This window comes from Mesoflavibacter sp. CH_XMU1404-2 (assembly GCF_037029465.1).
Classification (GTDB): Bacteria; Bacteroidota; Bacteroidia; order Flavobacteriales; family Flavobacteriaceae; genus Mesoflavibacter.
Window position 1 is genome coordinate 26,691 of sequence record NZ_JAYMEM010000026.1, and the last position, 17,559, is coordinate 44,249.

A 17,559-nucleotide genomic window follows, 5' to 3' on the forward strand; every position below is an offset into this window, starting at 1 on the left:
TAGCTTATGGTCAATATATCAATAAATACCACACAAAACGTTAACATAAACTTTGTCGCTGCTAGTGTTGGCGAACGTTTACTCGCATATATCATAGATTGGATTATTAAAATAGCATATTCAATTGTTGTATACCAAATTATGTTTAATGCTTTTAATTTTGAAGATTGGGCAAGAGATATGGACCAATGGTCTATCGGTGCGGTAGTAGTTTTCTTTTATCTTCCTGTTATTTTTTACTCTCTAATTTTTGAATCTGTTTTAGACGGACAAACACCAGGTAAGCGCGTATTAAAAATAAAAGTGGTTAAAATTGATGGTTATCAAGCCTCTTTTCCAGATTTTATCGTAAGATGGTTTTTTAGAATAGTAGACTTAAATATGTTTTCTGGTATTATTGGTTTAATAGCTGTTGTTACTAGCAATAAAAACCAAAGAATAGGAGATATGACCGCAGGAACAGGTGTTATTGCTTTAAAAAATAAAGTAAATATTAGTCATACTATTTTAGAAGAATTAAAGGAAGATTATACACCAACATATCCATCAGTTATTAAGTTGTCTGATAATGATGTACGTATAATTAAAGAAACCTATTTAGCGGCAAAAAAATCTAAAGACTACGCTACTTTAATTAAGTTAAGAACCAAGGTAATAGATGTAATGGAAATAAGACAACAAGTTGAAAGTAATGATATGGAATTTATTTCAACAGTTATAAAAGATTACAACTATTACACCCAAAACATGTAAGCAGAGAACCACTTTTTTTAAGTTTGAATCATTTTTACTGAGTTTCATATTGAGCAAATTCGAAGTATCTTTTACAATTAAAACTTTAAATACAATTACAATCCAATGTTTTACATCATCGATATTTTAGGAACCATTGCTTTTGCAATTTCTGGAGTACTTGTTGCGCTAAATAAGCGTATGGATGCATTTGGTATTTTAATAATTGCGTTTGTAACAGCTGTTGGTGGCGGAACGTTAAGAGATGTTTTAATTGGCGAAACACCTGTAAGTTGGATGAAAGACATGAGCTATGCTTACTTTATTTTTGGAGCAACTGTTTTTGCTGTTGTCTTCAGAAATAAAATAGATTACTTACGTAAATCACTGTTTTTATTTGATACTATCGGTATTGGTTTATATACTGTCATTGGAATTGAAAAAGGAATTTCAGCAGATTTACATCCCGTAATTTGTGTTTTTTTAGGTACGATGAGTGCGTGTTTTGGCGGCGTAATAAGAGATATTTTATGTAACGAAATACCTGTAATTTTCAGAAAAGAAGTTTATGCAACAGCATGTATTTTAGGAGGCGTTACATACTTTGCAGTTAGCCAATTACCAATTGTTACTAATTTTGTGTTTGTAATTTCTGGAGCAGTTGTTATTATTGTTAGGTTAATTGCAGTAAAGTTTAAAGTAAGTTTACCAAGTCTTTACAAAGATTAAAAGACTACTCTAAAACCTCTACAGTTTCTATATATACATTAATAAAAGGCCAATCAGACTCGTCTGTTTTTACGGTGTTTATTTTATCAACAACGTCCATGCCTTCAATCACTTTTCCAAAAATGGTATAATCACCATCAAGATGAAAAGCGTCTTGTTGCGTGATAAAAAACTCGTATGGAGACGCCAATTTATGAGGGTTTTCAATTTCACTACTAGGCATAGAAATGACACCACGATGGTGTGTAAATCCGCGTTTTGTATCGGTTGGTAATAGATAATGACCTATTTTTCTGCGTTTTCTTGCAACTCTAATATCATCTGTATTTCCACCTTGAATAATAAAGTTTTTAACCACACGATGAAACTGAGTATTGTCAAAAGCACCAATTTTTGCTAGATAGATAAAGTTAGCACGATGAAACTTAGTTTCATTAAACAATAAAATATCAATATTGCCTTTATTTGTTTTAATTCGCACTTTATTTTCTGGGTTGTCTTTTTCGTATTCTAAGAAAAAGTCCATTGCGTTTTCTTCCGTTAGGTAAGGATATTTCTTTTTCTTAACGGTATCTTTTTTTACTGTTTTAGTTTCAGTTTTTACTGTATCTATAACTTGTTTGGTTTCGGTATTATTAGATTTAGTCTTAGATTGCTTATCTTCACAATTAAATAAAACAAGACAAAGACTAAAAAAAAGTAATAGGCGCATTTTTAAAATGAATTTTAAGGATTTTAGCATAGCATTGCCAAAAATAAAAAATATCCCACTACCAGCCGAAGCATCTCAATTTAAAATGGCGCCACCATATCGTGAAGCGCTATTAAAACAGCAAAAAGAGAAGATGAAACATGCTAGGCAAAGTGCTGTTATGGCGTTGTTTTACCCAGATTTAGAGTTACAAACCAAGCTTATTTTAATTCTAAGAAAAACTTACAAAGGTGTACACTCGGCACAAGTTGGTTTTCCTGGTGGAAAAGTAGAACATTCTGACCAAAATTTAATGCAAACTGCTTTAAGAGAAACCCACGAAGAAGTTGGTGTACATCCAAAAATAATTAAGGTGTATAAAGAAATGACGCAAGTTTATATTCCGCCAAGCAACTTTGTAGTTCAGCCTTATTTAGGCATTGCAGAGCAAACACCAAAATTTGTCAAACAAGAGACGGAAGTAGAAGATTTGATAGAAGTTTACTTAAAAGATTTGCTAAGTGATAACAACCTAACACACAAAAAAGTACAGACCAGTTACGGTATTGAGGTTGAGGTGCCTGCTTTTTATTTAAACAATCATTTAGTTTGGGGAGCAACAGCAATGATGCTTAGTGAAGTTAAAGACTTACTAAAACAAGCGTTATAAGTGCTTTGATTTATTATATTTGTATCTCCTAAAAATGAAATTACACTATGGGATTATTTAAAAAAAATCCTTTCGGACATATACTTTTTGTAAAAAAATGGTTAATCAGAATCTTAGGTCTTTTAACGCACAGACGCTATAGAGGCTTTAATGAGCTACAAATTGAAGGTTCTGAAATTATTAGACAATTACCAGATACAAACGTTTTATTTATATCAAATCATCAAACGTATTTTGCAGATGTTATTGCTATGTTTCATGTGTTTAACGCTGCATTATCAAACCGTCAAGATAATATTAAAAATGTAGGTTATTTATGGAATCCTAAGCTTAATATGTATTATGTGGCAGCAAAAGAGACCATGAAATCTGGTTTAATACCAAAGATTTTTGCTTACACTGGATCTATAAGTATAGAGCGTACTTGGCGTAGTCAAGGAAAAGATGTTAATCGTCAAGTAAAAATGAGTGATATTTCTGCAATAAAACGCGCTTTAGATGATGGTTGGGTTGTTACATTTCCGCAAGGAACCACAACACCTTTTAAGCCTATTAGAAAAGGAACAGCTCATATTATAAAACATTACAAACCAGTAGTTGTACCTATTGTAATTGATGGTTTTAGAAGAAGTTTTGATAAAAAAGGACTAAGAATTAAAAAGAAAAACGTCTATCAAACTTTTGAAATTAAAGAACCTTTACAAATTGATTACGAGAATGAAAGTATCCAAGATATTGTTGAAAAAATAGAATACGCTATAGAGCAGCATCCTTCATTTTTAAAAGTAATCCCAGAAAAAGAATTACTTGCTCAAGAAGAACTTAATAAGCAACGAGAATTTTTAGGTTAAAATTCTTCATTTTCTGCAATTTCATTTTTTGTTTTTTGATAAAATAAAATTGCTAGATATATCAAATTAATATAGTAAGTAATTGAACGGATTCCGTGTAGGTAAATATTTGATTTTTGTCCTTCAATGTAGTTTTTGAAATTATCAGCATATGTATCATTTACATAAGAATTGATAAATGAAAACTGAAAAAACTCTAAAGGTTGTATTGTAAAAAAAGTTACTATTACTAAGACTAAGTATCTTAAAGGTTTCTCTAGTATTTTTTTACTGTTTTTTGTAATCCAATTAATAGCAAAATTTGAAGCTATTATAAAATATAGGACATATACAATGTTCTCAATTAATGAAATATAGATTGCATCTAAATCATTAATTATAAGTATGTTTTTAATGTTTTCTGTTAGGAAAATTGAAGATTCAAAAATGAAATAAATTCCAAAAACACCTATCCCTAAAAGAGTAATTATTTCATACTTTTTTAAACTCTCCAAACTAAACTTCCATTTTCTTAAGTTCGTTATAATTCTTATTAAGACGTTTTAATAAAATACCATAAAGTAATTTATAAAACAACCAAATTACAACTCCAAAAATTAAAGTAGCTATAACAAAAGCACCTATCATAAAAATGTATTGTTTAGTGTTAAAGTGCTCTATTTGAGCGGCTAATTGTGGATCGTGACCAGAAGTATAAACAAATCCAAATACCATAGAAACAAATACCATTGCAAGGTTATAAATCACATAATATCTTATAACTTTTCTAGTTTTAAGTATGTTTTTCATTAGCTTTCTGGCGCTATCTGTAACCGAAATGTTTTTGTATGATTTATACAACAGATAAACAAAAAGTAAAATTACAGCATAGGTGAAAATTGTAATACCAATAAATAGGTTGTCTTTGTACATGTCTTGAAGCTGCTGCTTATAGCCATCTGAAGAAAACATTGGAATTGTATTAATCAGTATCCAAAACGCAAGTTCAGCTATACTAATGTAAAACAATGTTTTAACTATGCTTGACGATTTTTTATGTAACATGGCATACAAATCACTACTTGATTTTTTTTCAAAAGTGTTATCACTTTTTTGCCAATCTTTTTTTAATAACTCTAATTCATCCATAGCTTACGGATTTAAAATGGTTTTTAGCTTTTTTTTCACTCTATTCATTTTCACTCTTGCATTAACTTCGCTAATTCCCAAAGTGTCGCTTATTTCTCTATAATCTTTATCCTCTAGATATAAAAATACCAGAGCTTTTTCAATATCGTTTAATTGGTGTACAGCTTGATACATTAATTTTAATTGTTCTTCTTCTGTACTATCATATTCTTCTGCACTAATTTTAAATTGTATGGCATCAAACTCTTGCGTTTTTATACGACGTTTTGATTTACGATACAAGGTAATAGCAGTGTTTAAGCCAACTCTGTACATCCAAGTTGTAAATTTACTATCGCCTCTAAACTTCGGGAACGCTTTCCATAATTGTATGGTTATCTCCTGAAATAAGTCGTTATGCGCATCATAATTATCTGTATAAAGTCTACATACTTTATGCACAATATTTTGATGCTTTTCTAGTAATTCTACAAAATTATGTTCTGATGGTTTATCCAATATATTTTAGTTAGTTGTACTTATTTGTAGCTTAAATAAAGAAGTTGTTACACAAATTTAGAATTATTTTTTGTGCAGCTACAATTCATCATAAAAAAATAACAGTTCAGTATTTCACTTTTTAAAAACTTAAACTCTTGATAGATATTTGCCTTGTAATTAAAACACAAACCATGTTTAAACTCGTATTAATAATTGTAATGGCACTAACAGGACAAGTAAAAAGCTTAAACAAACCTTTAGTGGTAAAGGCAGATAAAACACCTATTTTTACTACCTTTAATCCATGTCAAAACACTAATATTTACAGCAAAAATAAATGCTTGTTAATTTTAGAAACTAACAAAAAGTAAGATGATTAAATTTTTAAGAGAAACCGCTAAAGCCTTTTCAATTGGTGTATTAGTCTTTTTAATTAGAGGCATATTTATGTTGGCTAATGGTACCACATTAGATTTTAACCAAGATTTAGCTTTAGAGTTTTTTTACAATCAATTATTTGCAGTGTGTTTATATCTAGCTAACGCCTATTTTGTGACGTTTATGATGAATAAATACAAGCAAGATTTATTTAAACTTAATCGTCTTTTAGTTGCTTTATTGTCTTCAGTATTTATATCATTAGCAACCATTTTTATACTTAGATTTTTAATAATAGTTTATGGGTATAACCAAGACGCTACATCGTTTTTACAAAACGAGAAAGTAGTTTTTTATTGGATGTCTTTAACTATATCTGTAGTCATAACAGCTATATTTTATACGGTTTACTATATAAAATCTAAACAAGAAACTAAGGTAAAAGAGCAAAAAGTAATTGCAGGAACAGCAAGTGCTAAGTTTGATGCTTTAAAAAATCAATTAGATCCACATTTTTTATTTAATAGCTTAAATGTATTAACCAGTTTAATTGAAGAGAATCCAGACAAAGCACAGCAATTTACAACCAGTTTATCAAAAGTATATAGATATGTATTAGAGCAGAAAAATAAAGAATTAGTGACAGTAGACGAAGAGCTAAAGTTTGCAAAAACCTACATGTCTTTATTAAAAAACAGATTTGAAGATAGTATAATTTTTGAAATCCCAGAACAAGCACAAAATCCAGAAAGTAAAGTTGTACCACTTTCATTACAATTACTATTAGAAAATGCTGTAAAACATAATGTAGTAACAAGTAGTAAACCGTTACACATTAAAATATTTGAAAGCAGAGGAAATTTAGTTGTAGAAAATAATCTGCAACCCAAAAAAATATTGAAAAAGAGTAGTGGTGTTGGATTAGCAAACATTAGACAACGCTACCAATTATTAACAAATAAAAAAGTAATCATCAATCAAGAAGCAAACAGTTTTGCAGTAGCATTACCAATGCTTACAAAACAAGTATCAGTTATGAGACAACAACAATTATCACAATCAAAAATGCTTGACAGTTATGCACGAGCAAGACAACACGTAGAAGAACTAAAAGGGTTTTATTTTAGCCTAGCAGCTTACTGTATTGTTATACCAAGTTTATACTTTATTTGGTACAAATTTACACCATTTGCAATTCAATGGTTTTGGTTTCCTATGATAGGTTGGGGATTTGGACTAACAGCACAAGCCTTTAGAGTATTTGTAAATAACGGCAAATTTGGACGCAGCTGGGAACAAAGAAAAATAGACCAATTTATGAGAGAAGAAGAACAAGAAAAACGTTGGAATTAATAAAAAAAAACATTAAAAATCATGAGAAATACAGATATACAACCTTACGAAGATAATTTTTCTAGAAAAGAATTTTTAAAAGAAGAAGCCTACCAAAGAGCTAAAGAAAAAGTGAAAAAAATAGTTGGTTTTTACTGGCATTTAGCGGTTTACATTGTTATTAATGTTCTAATTATTTTAGTTATTGTATTAAATGGCGGACCATTATGGCACTTTGGTACATTATCAACACCATTGTTTTGGGGCGTAGGTTTATTATTTCACTTTCTTGGTGTATTTGGACCAAGAGTATTCTTTGGAAAAGATTGGGAACAACGAAAAATTAAAGAATTTATGGATAAAGAAGAATCCATGTGGGAATAGTTAGTTTTCAGTAAGCAGTAAGCAGTAAGCAGTAAGCAGTAAGCAGTAAGCAGTAAGCAGTAAGCAGTAAGCAGTAAGCAGTAAGCAATTTATTACTTCTGTCAACAATCATCAACCATTCATTAAATAATAAACATGAAAGTTATAATTATAGAAGACGAAAAACCATCAGCAAGACGTCTACAGCGTATGCTAACCAACCTAAATGTAGAAGCCGAAACGCTTTTGCATTCTGTAGAAGAGTCTATTAATTGGTTTAAAAATAACACGCATCCAGATTTGATATTTTTAGACATTCAATTAAGTGATGGTTTATCGTTTGAAATTTTTGAAACCATAGAAATTAACTCAGCAATAATCTTTACAACAGCTTATGATGAGTATGCTTTGCAAGCTTTTAAGTTAAACAGTATTGACTATTTGTTAAAACCAATTGATGCTGAAGATTTAGAACAAGCGGTACAAAAATATAAGTCAAGATTACCACAAAAAACTAATATGTCTTTAGATTTTGAAGACATAAAAAAGTTATTGGTCAATCCAATAGACAGAGCGTATAAAAAGCGTTTTTCGATAAAAGTTGGACAACATATTAAGCTTGTTAATACTGATGAAATTGAATGTTTTTATAGTGAAAATAAAGGCACTTATTTACATACCACAGATAACAGAAATTATTTGCTAGAAAACACTTTAGAAGCATTAGAAGACGAGATAGATCCAACACAATTTTTTAGAGTAAATAGAAAGTTTTACGTAAATATAGAAGCTATCAAGGATATTATTAGTTACACCAACTCTAGGTTGCAAATAAAGCTAAAGACTTATAATGAAAGCGAAGTAATTGTAGCTAGAGAACGCGTAAAAGATTTTAAGGAATGGTTAAATTAACTATTCCTTTTTTTCTTCTTCTTCAATACGGTTGTCATCAAAAGCACTTGGCAATAACTTAGGTATAAACTTTACGACGATTGGTAATAACAATGCGCCGCCAGGTAATAAAAAGATAGCAAGGCTTGGTATGGATTTAAAAATATCTAATAGTTGATCTTGTACTTTTTTCTGTTCTTCTTTAGATAGGTCTCTTATTGTAGATTGTGATAATAAAAGTAGTAGTTCTTTACTTTCAACAAGTTCTTTGGTTAAACGTTTTCCGTTTCTTTTAATTAATTTTAAAACAAAGCTAGTAGAATTATCATAAAAGGTTTTTACAATATTTTTAGATCCTAATAAAGGTACATCTTCTTTAAACTTTTTATAGAAACTTTCAATGCTACTTGCGGCTTGATGTACATGCAGCTCACTTAAATCTAATCTACTTCCTAATTGAGACAAAAAGTTTTCTTCTTTACTATCTATTTTTGCATCTGTCCAAGTTGCCATAGCTGCCATATCTAAACAGTATTTTGCAAAAATCTCAGTTTCTATCTTAGTGATAGCTTGGTCAAAATCTAATACTTTTTCGTGTTCATATCTTGCAGATTGTTCAAAAAGAGCAATTAAATTTTCGTCGTAATCAGATTTATTCTTTTTCGCGTTAAGCGTATTAATAACGATACTTTCAATAATAATTTCGTGATCTTTTAAAAAGTCATCACTAATGTTTTGATTTTCTAAATAGACTCTAAATGCAATAACATCTATAAATAAAAGCGCATTGGTTATAAAGTAGTTAAAGCTTTTGTCAATTAAGTTGTCGTCTATTTGTATGCGTTTATTAATAATTCTTTCAACGCTGTCTTCTTTGTCTTTGTTTCCTATAAAAATATTAAGAAAAGAAGGTCTTTTTTTATTTAGTGCATTGTAAAAAGCATCTACATCTGTATAAAAATCATTGTCACTTTCACTATTAATATGAATAATAAGTAAGGCAATTACAAGATTTATTTTACAAAGTTCTTCGCTTTCGTAATCTCTGTTTTTTATCAGGTTTGCTACAATTTCCACATTGCTTCCATAGATAAAACCACAATGTCTAAATGCTTCGTAGTAGTTTTCAAGACTCGTGTTATTTAAGACTTTGTTAGGATTTAAGTCTTTAATTAATTTTTTTATCCAACCTGTTGCCGATGGGTTCATGCCTTAAAAATAAATAGGTCGTAAAGATATATTATTAATCTCATTTTATTGCCTGATTTCTTCTTTAACAAAATTTTAATAAAACCGACACTGTTTTTATTGCGTAGGTAGAATAGAGAACCAAAAATAATAATTAACAAAATCTCAAACATTATGAAAAATTTAAAACTAGTATTAGGAGTTAGCATTTTTGCAATAGCAGGCTACTTCTTTTTATCTGCAGACCATATTGACGCGCCTGCAGTTTCAGGTGGTACAAGTGATATCACAGATTTTTATGCCTTTCAAGGTCAAGACAATAACAATTTAGTTTTTGCAGCAAATGTACAAGGATTATTAAGTCCTTCTGCGACATCAAGTGCTGCTTTTGACGAAAATGTTATGATAGAATTTAATATTGATAACACAGGCGACAATGTTGAAGATTTAGTAATACAAGCTGTGCCAAGAGATGGGAAAATGTACTTTTTTGGTCCATTTGCACCTTCTTCAACAGGCTTAAATAGTATGATTAATACTAATGCCGATGTGACAGTTGTAGATATTACTTCTTACGGAAGCAATGCTATTGTAGAAACTAACGGAAACATTAAAGCATTTGCAGGACCAAGAGACGATCCTTTCTTTATGGATTTTGCGCAATATGGCGAAATTATTGCAGGAAATGCTTCAGGTTTTAATGATCCAGGTACAGATACTTTTGCAGGAACAAATGTAATGTCTGTTGTTATTGAAGTGCCAAAATCTTCTATTGGAGGATCAGGAACTATCAATACTTGGGTAGAAACTAAAACTAAACAATAATTAAACTTTTAAATTAAAAATTATGAAATCTATATATAAAATATTTAGCATCGCAGTATTTGCATTAGCTGCTGTTAGTTGTTCTAACGACGATGACTTTACTCAAATACCAACGCAACAAGAACCAGATTTTTCAGGGACGTATGCTCAAAATGATCAAATGGGTAGACCAGCTGTAAATACAGTATTTGTATCTTCTTCTTCAAAAGATATGTTTAATACAACTATTCCTACAGATCAAAATGCAGCGTTTCAATCTATGTTCGAAACTAACTTAACAGGTTTAAGTCCTGCATATGCAAATCCAGGAGACCAAAATGCATTAGGTTTAGATGCGCCAACATTTACTGGGTTATTAGCTACAGATGTACTTAATGTGTCACTAGATGGTACAACTACTTTCTTTGACGGGACTAACGTATTAACAGGTCGTGCATTAGCAGACGATGTTATTTCAGTAGAACTACTACTTATCTTTGGTGGTGAAGATGGTACAGAAAACCCTTCGCTTTCAGATGATCATGTAGATGCAAATGATAAGCCGTTTTTGACGTCTTTTCCTTACTTAGCATCTCCTTGGTAGACTATTTTAATTAAGGAGTATTTCCCCAAAGTACTCCTTAATTTACCTACTTATTACAACAAACAAACACAAAAAACAAAAACAATGAAAACCAATATTATATTATTACTATTTGCATTTGTCTTGGCAAGTAGTTGTAAAGAAAAACCCAGTAAGATTACTAAAACATCAGATTACGAAATCTACATTACTAATCCAGATAATACGATATTAAGTAAAATAGAAGAAGATTATAGTTTCTGGAAAAACAAATATAAAGAGACTCCAAACCAATATCCATATCTAGCTAAGTTAGCAGCTGCAGAAAGTAAGTTGTTTACAGCTACAGGAAATATAGACTACTTAAAAAAAGCTGAAGAAAATCTTTTAGAGGTAAATAAAATTACCAAATACAACAATGCAGGCTATTTACGAAGCTTAGCAAGAAATTACATTTCTCAACACAAATTTAAAGAAGCTTTAAACGTATTAGAAAAAGCTAAAATTAATGGAGAAAACCTTGAAGGAACACAAAAAATGCTTTTTGATGTGCACATGGAACTTGGTAATTATGAACAAGCAAAAGACTATTTAACTAAAGTTAAAGACTTAAGTGATTTTGGGTATTTAATTAGATTGTCAAAATGGAGTGACTATAAAGGAGACTTAGCTTCTGCAATTAAATATCTAGAAAAAGCACAGACTATAGCAGAATCTTCTCAATTAAACGAAATTAAACAATGGACATATACTAATCTAGCCGATTTTTATGGTCATGATGGTCAAATAGAAAACTCTTATAATAATTATTTAAAAGCATTACAATTAAACCCAGATAATGCTTACGCAAAAAAAGGAATAGCTTGGATTGTTTACGCACATGAAAATAATCCTGAAGAGGCTAAAAGAATCTTAGAAAAGATTGAAAAACAGCATCAATCTCCAGATTACTATTTGTTTAAAGCAGAGTTAGCTGAATTTGAAGGTCTTGATGAGCAAAAAAACCTTCATCTTAAAGCCTATTTAGAAGAAGTAAATAATCCAAATTATGGAGACATGTATAATGTGTATACTTCTAAATTATTGGCAGACAGCAACAATGAAAAAGCAGTAGAATTAGCTAAAATAGAAGTGCAAAATAGACCAACACCAATGTCTTATGATTTACTGGCTTGGAGTTATTTTAACATAGGTAAAAAGCAAAAAGCTTTAGAAATTATTGATACTTTTGTGGCAAACAAAACCTTTGAACCAGAAGCGCAATACCATATGGCAAAAATCTATAAAGCAAACGGTCAATTTGACAAAGTAACAGCTTTAAAAGAAGAACTACTAAATAGTAGTTACGAGCTTGGACCAGTAACTACGAAACAGGTCGCTCAACTGTAAACAAACCTAAACAACAAAAAACATGAAAAAATTATTATTACTGTTTGTAATGATAGGGATGACTATGTCCTTATCTGCACAAATTAAAGGAACAGTTACAAGCGAAAACAAACCCTTAGAATCTGCTTATGTTTATAATAAAACCTCAAATAATCATGCGCATTCTAATCAGTTTGGTCAATTTGAAATCAATAATACTAAAGTAGGAGATACTTTACTAGTTGGATTATTAGGTTATGAAAAGCAAGAAATAAGATTAACACAAAATTTAATAGAAAGCTTAACCATAAATTTAAAACCAAAAGCATTTGTTTTAGATGAGTTGGTTTTATCTCAGCCTATAGATGTGCTAAACAGCATTGTACAAATAGATTTAGAAACTAATCCAATAAATTCTTCTCAAGAAATTTTAAGAAAAGTTCCAGGGTTAATCATCGGTCAACATGCTGGTGGTGGTAAAGCAGAACAAATATTTTTACGTGGTTTTGATGTAGATCATGGTACAGATGTAGCATTATCTGTAGATGGTATGCCAGTAAATATGGTGTCTCACGCACACGGACAAGGTTATAGTGATTTACACTTCTTAATACCAGAAACTATTGAAAAAATAAACTTTGGTAAAGGTCCATATTACTCAGACCATGGCGATTTTAATACTGCAGGTTTTGTAGATTTTAAAACAAAAAGCAGCTTAGATTTTAGTACGATTAGTTTTACTGCTGGACAATTCAACACGTTACGCACCTTAGGTTTATTCAACCTTTTAGATAAAAAAGCATCGCAAAATGCTTATGTAGCTTTAGAATATATAGAAACTGATGGACCTTTTGAGTCGCCTCAAAATTTTGACAGAATCAATCTTATGGGTAAGTATAATGCGTATTTAAATGATAATTCTAAAATAGGGTTAACGGTTAGTCATTTTACAAGTAAATGGGACGCATCAGGTCAAATTCCAGTTAGAGAAGTTAATAATGGTAACATTTCCAACTTTGGAGCAATAGACGATACAGAAGGTGGTTACACAAGCAGAAGTAATGCTAATGTGCAATTTAGTACTGTATTAGAAAATGATATTGCTATGCAAAGCAATGTGTTTTACTCTAAATATAATTTTGAATTATACTCAAACTTTACCTTCTTTTTAGAAGATCCTGTAAACGGTGACCAAATCAAACAAAAAGAAAATCGTGATATTTTTGGGTTAAATACCCAATTTAGAAAGACCGTAGACTATAATTCTTTTGACGTAAACTATACAGCTGGTTTAGGGTTGCGTTTTGATGATATTAAAGATATAGAGTTATCACACACTTTAAACAGAAAAACAACTTTAGACTATATTCAGTTAGGAGATGTGTATCAACGTAATATGAATGCCTTTTTTAATGCCGAAATTGACTTAGGAAAATTTAGCATTACTACAGGTTTAAGAGTCGAATATTTCAACTTTCAATACAATAATAAATTAAGTGAAGCTTATGATTTGCAAACAAATACAGAAGTTGCTGTATTGCCAAAACTTAATTTTCAATTTAATCAAAATGAAAATTTACAATGGTTTTTAAAATCAGGAATAGGATTTCACTCTAACGATGCCAGAATTGTTCTTAATAACGAAGTAGATAAAGCTTTACCAAAAGCGTATGGTGTAGATTTTGGAAATATCTGGAAACCATCACAAAAAATTGTGCTTAATACAACGTTGTGGTATTTATTTTCTGAAGAAGAATTTGTTTACGTAGGTGATGCCGGAATTGTTGAACCTAGCGGAAAATCTGAACGCTACGGGTTAGATTTAGGCGTAAGATTTCAGTTAAATGATTATTTCTATTTCAACACAGATGCAACGCTTACAAAAGCAAGAAGTCTTGAGGCAGAAGATGGTGAAGATTATATCCCATTAGCTCCAGATTTTACTTTAGTTGGTGGATTATCGGTTAAAGATTTTCATAAATTTTCTGGAGCAATTAACTATAGATATATTGATGATAGACCAGCAAATGAAGATAATAGCGTGATTGCAGAAGGGTATTTTGTAACCGATTTTAACTTAAATTATAGTTTTGATAAACACTGGAAACTAGGTGTTATTATTGAAAACTTATTTGATACTGACTGGAAAGAAACTCAGTTTTTAACCGAGTCTAGATTACAAAATGAAGTTGCACCAGTAGAAGAAATTCACTTTATACCAGGTACACCTTTCAACTTTAAAACAACATTAAGTTATTCTTTTTAAAAAAAAGAGTAAAAAAGTAAAACCTTGCTCATAATTATTACGTATGTATGTTAGCTATCGATTTAAGGGAATTGATAAATACAACTAACAAATAGGTTAATGCTATGAAAAAGTAAGGTTTGTTTTTTGTTAGTTTGTAGGAAATGTCTAATTAGTAAACACTTTTTAGGCATTTCTTTTTTATAAAAATTTTTATTGGGTTAGATAAAAAAATAGCTAATTAAAATTAAGTTTTAATACTGAAATTAGAATAGCTGTAAGGCAATTTATAAGCAGTAGAATAAGTTTTGATAAGCTTTATTTCGTTCTTAAAGCGATTCTAGCAAACATAAATAAGGTATAAATAAAAAGCACTTCTACAAAGAAGTGCTTTTTATTTATGTATTAAAATGATTTTTAATTAGAAGCTAAAGCACCTAAAGTATATAGTTGCTCTAATGTTGGTGATTGGCTACCACCAGCAGGTTCTAGCGTTATACCAAATGCTTGAGATTGATTAGCGTTATCTAACTTAAAGATTTTGTTGTCGTCTTGTAAAAAGTCGTCTATAGTACCTAAACTAGTTGGAGTAAGCGGATCTAATAATAAAGACCATACTTGATAGACTTTGCCTTCTGGAGGTTCTGGTAAGCCTTGTAAATCTAAATAGACTTGATCATTACTTTCATCCCAATATACTGTAGCGTAAGCATCAGGATAAGCTGCTTGTCCTTCTAAAGGTACTTTGATGATATTTCTATCTCTTATGACGTTAAGTAGATTTTTAGTTTCGGCTAACTTGTCTCTAGATTCTTCTATCTGAATTTCTAAAAACTCTTTTTCTGTATTTATTGTTGTAATTTCAGTTTCTAACTGCTGTTTTTGGTTTAAAGTCCAAAATAATCCAGCACCAACAATTACTGCTGCTGCCCAACCTGTGTAAGTTATCCAGTTTCTGTTTTTCTGTTTTGGTAAGCTTACTACTTTATTGTTGTGATCTATATGCGCTTTAATAAGGTTAAAGTCTACATTTTTTTCTGGTGCTAAACTGTTAGAAAGTTTAATAAAAGCAGCTTCAATTTCTAAAACTTCTTTTAAAACTTCTGGATGTTTTAGCATTAGGTTATAAACTTCCTTGTTTTCTTCTTCAGAAAGTTGACCTGCAACATAAAGCTCTAATATTCCGGACTGTATATATTCGTTAATATTCATTTTTTATAATACTGAATCTCTTAATTCTTGGATACAATTTCTATTTCTTGTTTTTATTGTTCCTATAGGCATATCAAGTTCTTTAGAGGCTTCTTTTTGTGTGTAACCTTTAAAGTAAAGTAGCTCGATAATTTTTATACACTTATCGGCTAACTTATCTACAAACTTTTTTATACCTATAGCATCAGTTTTACTTCCTAAGTTATCTGATGAGTGTATTATATCTACGAAATAATCGGAGTTGAGGTTTTTACTAGATTTTTTAAAAGCCTTAGATCTTGTTTTATCAATTGCAGCGTTACGAGAAATATTTAAAAGCCAAGTGAAAAATCTGCCTTTACTTGAGTTATAACTATCTGCTTTTTCCCATGCTTTTATAAATACGTCTTGCATGACTTCTTCGGCTAATTCGTGGTCTCTAACAATATTAAATATTACACCATGCATACTTTTACTGTACATGTTATAAAGTTTTTCAAAAGCTTTTTCGTCTTTCTTTTGAAATTGTGAAACTAAAAATTCTAATTGCATAGTTTGGTTTGAGGTTATTTTTTAAAGATAAGGATAAAAGCCAAAAAAAAATCGCTGGAAAGCGATTTTTTATTTGTAACAATAATTTAAATCTTATAATTAATTTTCTCTTAGGTAAGTTTCAATTTCTATTGCAACGTCTTCCCAAGTTTTACTAACACCATCGGCACCTTTATGTAGGTCAAAACATACTTTATTTAATGCATTTAATGCATCAATAGCATTCCAATTTTTTAAATCCATTATTCCTTTTAAGGTAACGCGTCTTTCATCTTTAATGGTAGCTTCTAAAGGTAAATCATGGGTTACACCATTCATAGTCAAGCTTGCTATATACTTAGAATCTTTATACATTAATTTACCTGAAATCAAATCTGTATCTATCATAGATCCAAAAAAGGAAGTTTTGATTTTTGCATCTCTTGTATTGGTAGCATCGTTTGTAAAAAGACTACTTACAGGAATTGAAAAACTTAAATTATTTAAAGCTTCTTCTGGTGTAGCTCCTGATTTATCATCAAATTTTACAGTTGTAAATTCTCCATTAACACCAACTTTATCGGTAGTTTTATAGGCTGTCCATTTAACAGAAGTAGCTTCTGGTTTAACTACAAACTGTGTTGAGGTTTTAACTTCTTCAGTTGTAGTTGTTTCTTTTTTTTCTTCTTTACAACTAACAAAAACACTTAATGTAATAGCTAATAGTAAAATTGAAATTTTTCTCATTTGTTGTTTGTTTATATTTGATTATCTAATTATTCCTCCACAACTTACGCGTCCACCAGCAGCGCCAGTAGGTTGAGTTGTAAAGTCGTCTGTTCCTGCATGTACAATGATGGCTTTATCAACTATATTTTTAGTGTCGTCTTGGCAACCAATACACCATAAATCTGTTTTTACAGTTACGGTTGCGTTACCGTTTTCATCAGCAGTTAAATTTCCAATATCTCCTTTATGAAAACCATCCGGGCTACCCCATTTTCCGTGTGGTGCTCCTGTAGGATTCCAATGTCCGCCAGTACTTTTTCCATCGTCTGAAGAGCAATCTGCTTTTTCGTGAATATGGATAGCGTGCGTACCTGGTTCTAAACCGCTTAGCAATGCTGTAAACTCTACAACACCATTAGTTTCTGTAAATACTGCAGATCCAGAAACGTTACTTCCGCTTTTTGGCTCAAGCTTTAGTTTTACTTTTTTTGAAGTTTCAGCAACCGTTTTTTCGGTGTCCATTTTCTTTTTATCTTCTTTACATCCAACAATAACTGCCAAAGTTAATATTAGTGTAATAAGGCTTATTTTTTTCATTATAAATATGGTTTTGGTTCGAATTAGAAAGTTAAGCAGTAATAAAGGCTTATGCAAATATCAAGAGTTAATAATTGT

General features: G+C 30.4%; 21 protein-coding genes. 12 read left to right on the plus strand and 9 right to left on the minus strand.

The genetic code is table 11. The annotated features are described in order from the left end of the window. Window positions 1–6 precede the first annotated feature (6 nt). Both WA327_RS08575 and WA327_RS08580 read left to right on the plus strand, forming a co-directional pair. The gene (locus WA327_RS08575) at window positions 7–753 is read left to right on the plus strand and encodes an RDD family protein (protein WP_336068656.1); all 747 of its coding nucleotides are present in this window, start codon (window positions 7–9) and stop codon (window positions 751–753) included. A 105-nt stretch (window positions 754–858) separates the two neighbouring features. Continuing rightward, the gene (locus tag WA327_RS08580) at window positions 859–1,461 is read left to right on the plus strand and encodes a trimeric intracellular cation channel family protein (protein ID WP_336068659.1); all 603 of its coding nucleotides are present in this window, start codon (window positions 859–861) and stop codon (window positions 1,459–1,461) included. Between the two features lie 4 nt (window positions 1,462–1,465). On the opposite strand, the gene WA327_RS08585 is transcribed toward WA327_RS08580, so the two are convergent. Further along, window positions 1,466–2,173: a peptidylprolyl isomerase gene (locus WA327_RS08585; protein WP_304143739.1), complete on the minus strand. Its 708-nt coding sequence runs from the start codon at window positions 2,171–2,173 to the stop codon at window positions 1,466–1,468. Window positions 2,174–2,180: 7 nt separating this feature from the next. Between WA327_RS08585 and WA327_RS08590 the strand changes: the two genes are divergently transcribed. Next, on the plus strand, window positions 2,181–2,822 hold the full coding sequence (locus WA327_RS08590; RefSeq protein ID WP_336068665.1) for a CoA pyrophosphatase: 642 nt from the start codon (window positions 2,181–2,183) through the stop codon (window positions 2,820–2,822). 47 nt (window positions 2,823–2,869) lie between these two features. Continuing rightward, on the plus strand, window positions 2,870–3,673 hold the full coding sequence (locus WA327_RS08595; protein WP_336068667.1) for a lysophospholipid acyltransferase family protein: 804 nt from the start codon (window positions 2,870–2,872) through the stop codon (window positions 3,671–3,673). Here the strand turns inward: WA327_RS08595 and WA327_RS08600 are convergent. Genes WA327_RS08600 through WA327_RS08610 form a run of 3 tightly spaced genes read right to left on the minus strand, consistent with a single transcriptional unit; the run spans window position 3,670 to window position 5,299 of the window. Continuing rightward, window positions 3,670–4,167 carry a hypothetical protein gene (locus WA327_RS08600; protein WP_336068669.1) on the minus strand — a complete coding sequence of 166 codons (498 nt, stop codon included), beginning with the start codon at window positions 4,165–4,167 and terminating at the stop codon, window positions 3,670–3,672. The two genes, WA327_RS08595 and WA327_RS08600, sit on opposite strands and share 4 nt — an antisense overlap. A 1-nt stretch (window position 4,168) precedes the next feature. Then, window positions 4,169–4,801, minus strand: a complete 633-nt coding sequence (locus WA327_RS08605; RefSeq protein ID WP_336068672.1) for a hypothetical protein — start codon at window positions 4,799–4,801, stop codon at window positions 4,169–4,171. Between the two features lie 3 nt (window positions 4,802–4,804). Further along, window positions 4,805–5,299, minus strand: a complete 495-nt coding sequence (locus WA327_RS08610) for an RNA polymerase sigma factor (protein ID WP_336068674.1) — start codon at window positions 5,297–5,299, stop codon at window positions 4,805–4,807. Window positions 5,300–5,472: 173 nt separating this feature from the next. Here WA327_RS08610 and WA327_RS08615 point away from each other — a divergent pair, with 173 nt between their 5' ends. The 4 genes from WA327_RS08615 (at window position 5,473) to WA327_RS08630 (ending at window position 8,266) form a co-directional block, all read left to right on the plus strand. Beyond that, entirely contained in the window at window positions 5,473–5,652 is a 180-nt protein-coding gene (locus tag WA327_RS08615) for a hypothetical protein (RefSeq protein WP_336068676.1), read from the plus strand. A gap of 1 nt (window position 5,653) precedes the next feature. Next, entirely contained in the window at window positions 5,654–7,012 is a 1,359-nt protein-coding gene (locus WA327_RS08620; RefSeq protein WP_336068677.1) for a histidine kinase, read from the plus strand. Window positions 7,013–7,033: 21 nt separating this feature from the next. After that, complete coding sequence (locus WA327_RS08625) at window positions 7,034–7,375, plus strand: 2TM domain-containing protein (protein WP_336068679.1); 342 nt, start codon at window positions 7,034–7,036, stop codon at window positions 7,373–7,375. A 135-nt stretch (window positions 7,376–7,510) separates the two neighbouring features. Continuing rightward, window positions 7,511–8,266, plus strand: coding sequence for a LytTR family DNA-binding domain-containing protein (locus WA327_RS08630; protein WP_336068681.1), 756 nt, complete (start codon window positions 7,511–7,513; stop codon window positions 8,264–8,266). Here WA327_RS08630 and WA327_RS08635 read toward each other — a convergent pair whose 3' ends face one another. Next, on the minus strand, window positions 8,267–9,454 hold the full coding sequence (locus WA327_RS08635; RefSeq protein ID WP_336068682.1) for an LETM1-related biofilm-associated protein: 1,188 nt from the start codon (window positions 9,452–9,454) through the stop codon (window positions 8,267–8,269). A gap of 153 nt (window positions 9,455–9,607) precedes the next feature. Here WA327_RS08635 and WA327_RS08640 point away from each other — a divergent pair, with 153 nt between their 5' ends. From WA327_RS08640 to WA327_RS08655, 4 genes are all read left to right on the plus strand, one after another. Continuing rightward, window positions 9,608–10,258: a DUF4331 family protein gene (locus tag WA327_RS08640; RefSeq protein ID WP_336068683.1), complete on the plus strand. Its 651-nt coding sequence runs from the start codon at window positions 9,608–9,610 to the stop codon at window positions 10,256–10,258. Between the two features lie 22 nt (window positions 10,259–10,280). After that, window positions 10,281–10,841: a DUF4331 family protein gene (locus WA327_RS08645; RefSeq protein WP_027878601.1), complete on the plus strand. Its 561-nt coding sequence runs from the start codon at window positions 10,281–10,283 to the stop codon at window positions 10,839–10,841. 84 nt (window positions 10,842–10,925) lie between these two features. Next, a complete protein-coding gene (locus WA327_RS08650) occupies window positions 10,926–12,209 on the plus strand; it encodes a tetratricopeptide repeat protein (RefSeq protein WP_336068687.1) in 1,284 nt (427 codons plus the stop codon). 22 nt (window positions 12,210–12,231) lie between these two features. After that, window positions 12,232–14,454, plus strand: coding sequence for a TonB-dependent receptor domain-containing protein (locus tag WA327_RS08655; RefSeq protein WP_336068690.1), 2,223 nt, complete (start codon window positions 12,232–12,234; stop codon window positions 14,452–14,454). Window positions 14,455–14,850: 396 nt separating this feature from the next. On the opposite strand, the gene WA327_RS08660 is transcribed toward WA327_RS08655, so the two are convergent. From WA327_RS08660 to WA327_RS08675, 4 genes are all read right to left on the minus strand, one after another. Further along, window positions 14,851–15,645: an anti-sigma factor gene (locus WA327_RS08660; protein WP_336068692.1), complete on the minus strand. Its 795-nt coding sequence runs from the start codon at window positions 15,643–15,645 to the stop codon at window positions 14,851–14,853. 3 nt (window positions 15,646–15,648) lie between these two features. Further along, entirely contained in the window at window positions 15,649–16,176 is a 528-nt protein-coding gene (locus WA327_RS08665; RefSeq protein WP_336068694.1) for an RNA polymerase sigma factor, read from the minus strand. 99 nt (window positions 16,177–16,275) lie between these two features. Continuing rightward, window positions 16,276–16,902 carry a YceI family protein gene (locus tag WA327_RS08670; RefSeq protein ID WP_336068696.1) on the minus strand — a complete coding sequence of 209 codons (627 nt, stop codon included), beginning with the start codon at window positions 16,900–16,902 and terminating at the stop codon, window positions 16,276–16,278. A gap of 21 nt (window positions 16,903–16,923) precedes the next feature. Then, a complete protein-coding gene (locus tag WA327_RS08675; protein ID WP_336068699.1) occupies window positions 16,924–17,481 on the minus strand; it encodes a superoxide dismutase family protein in 558 nt (185 codons plus the stop codon). Window positions 17,482–17,559: the final 78 nt, after the last annotated feature.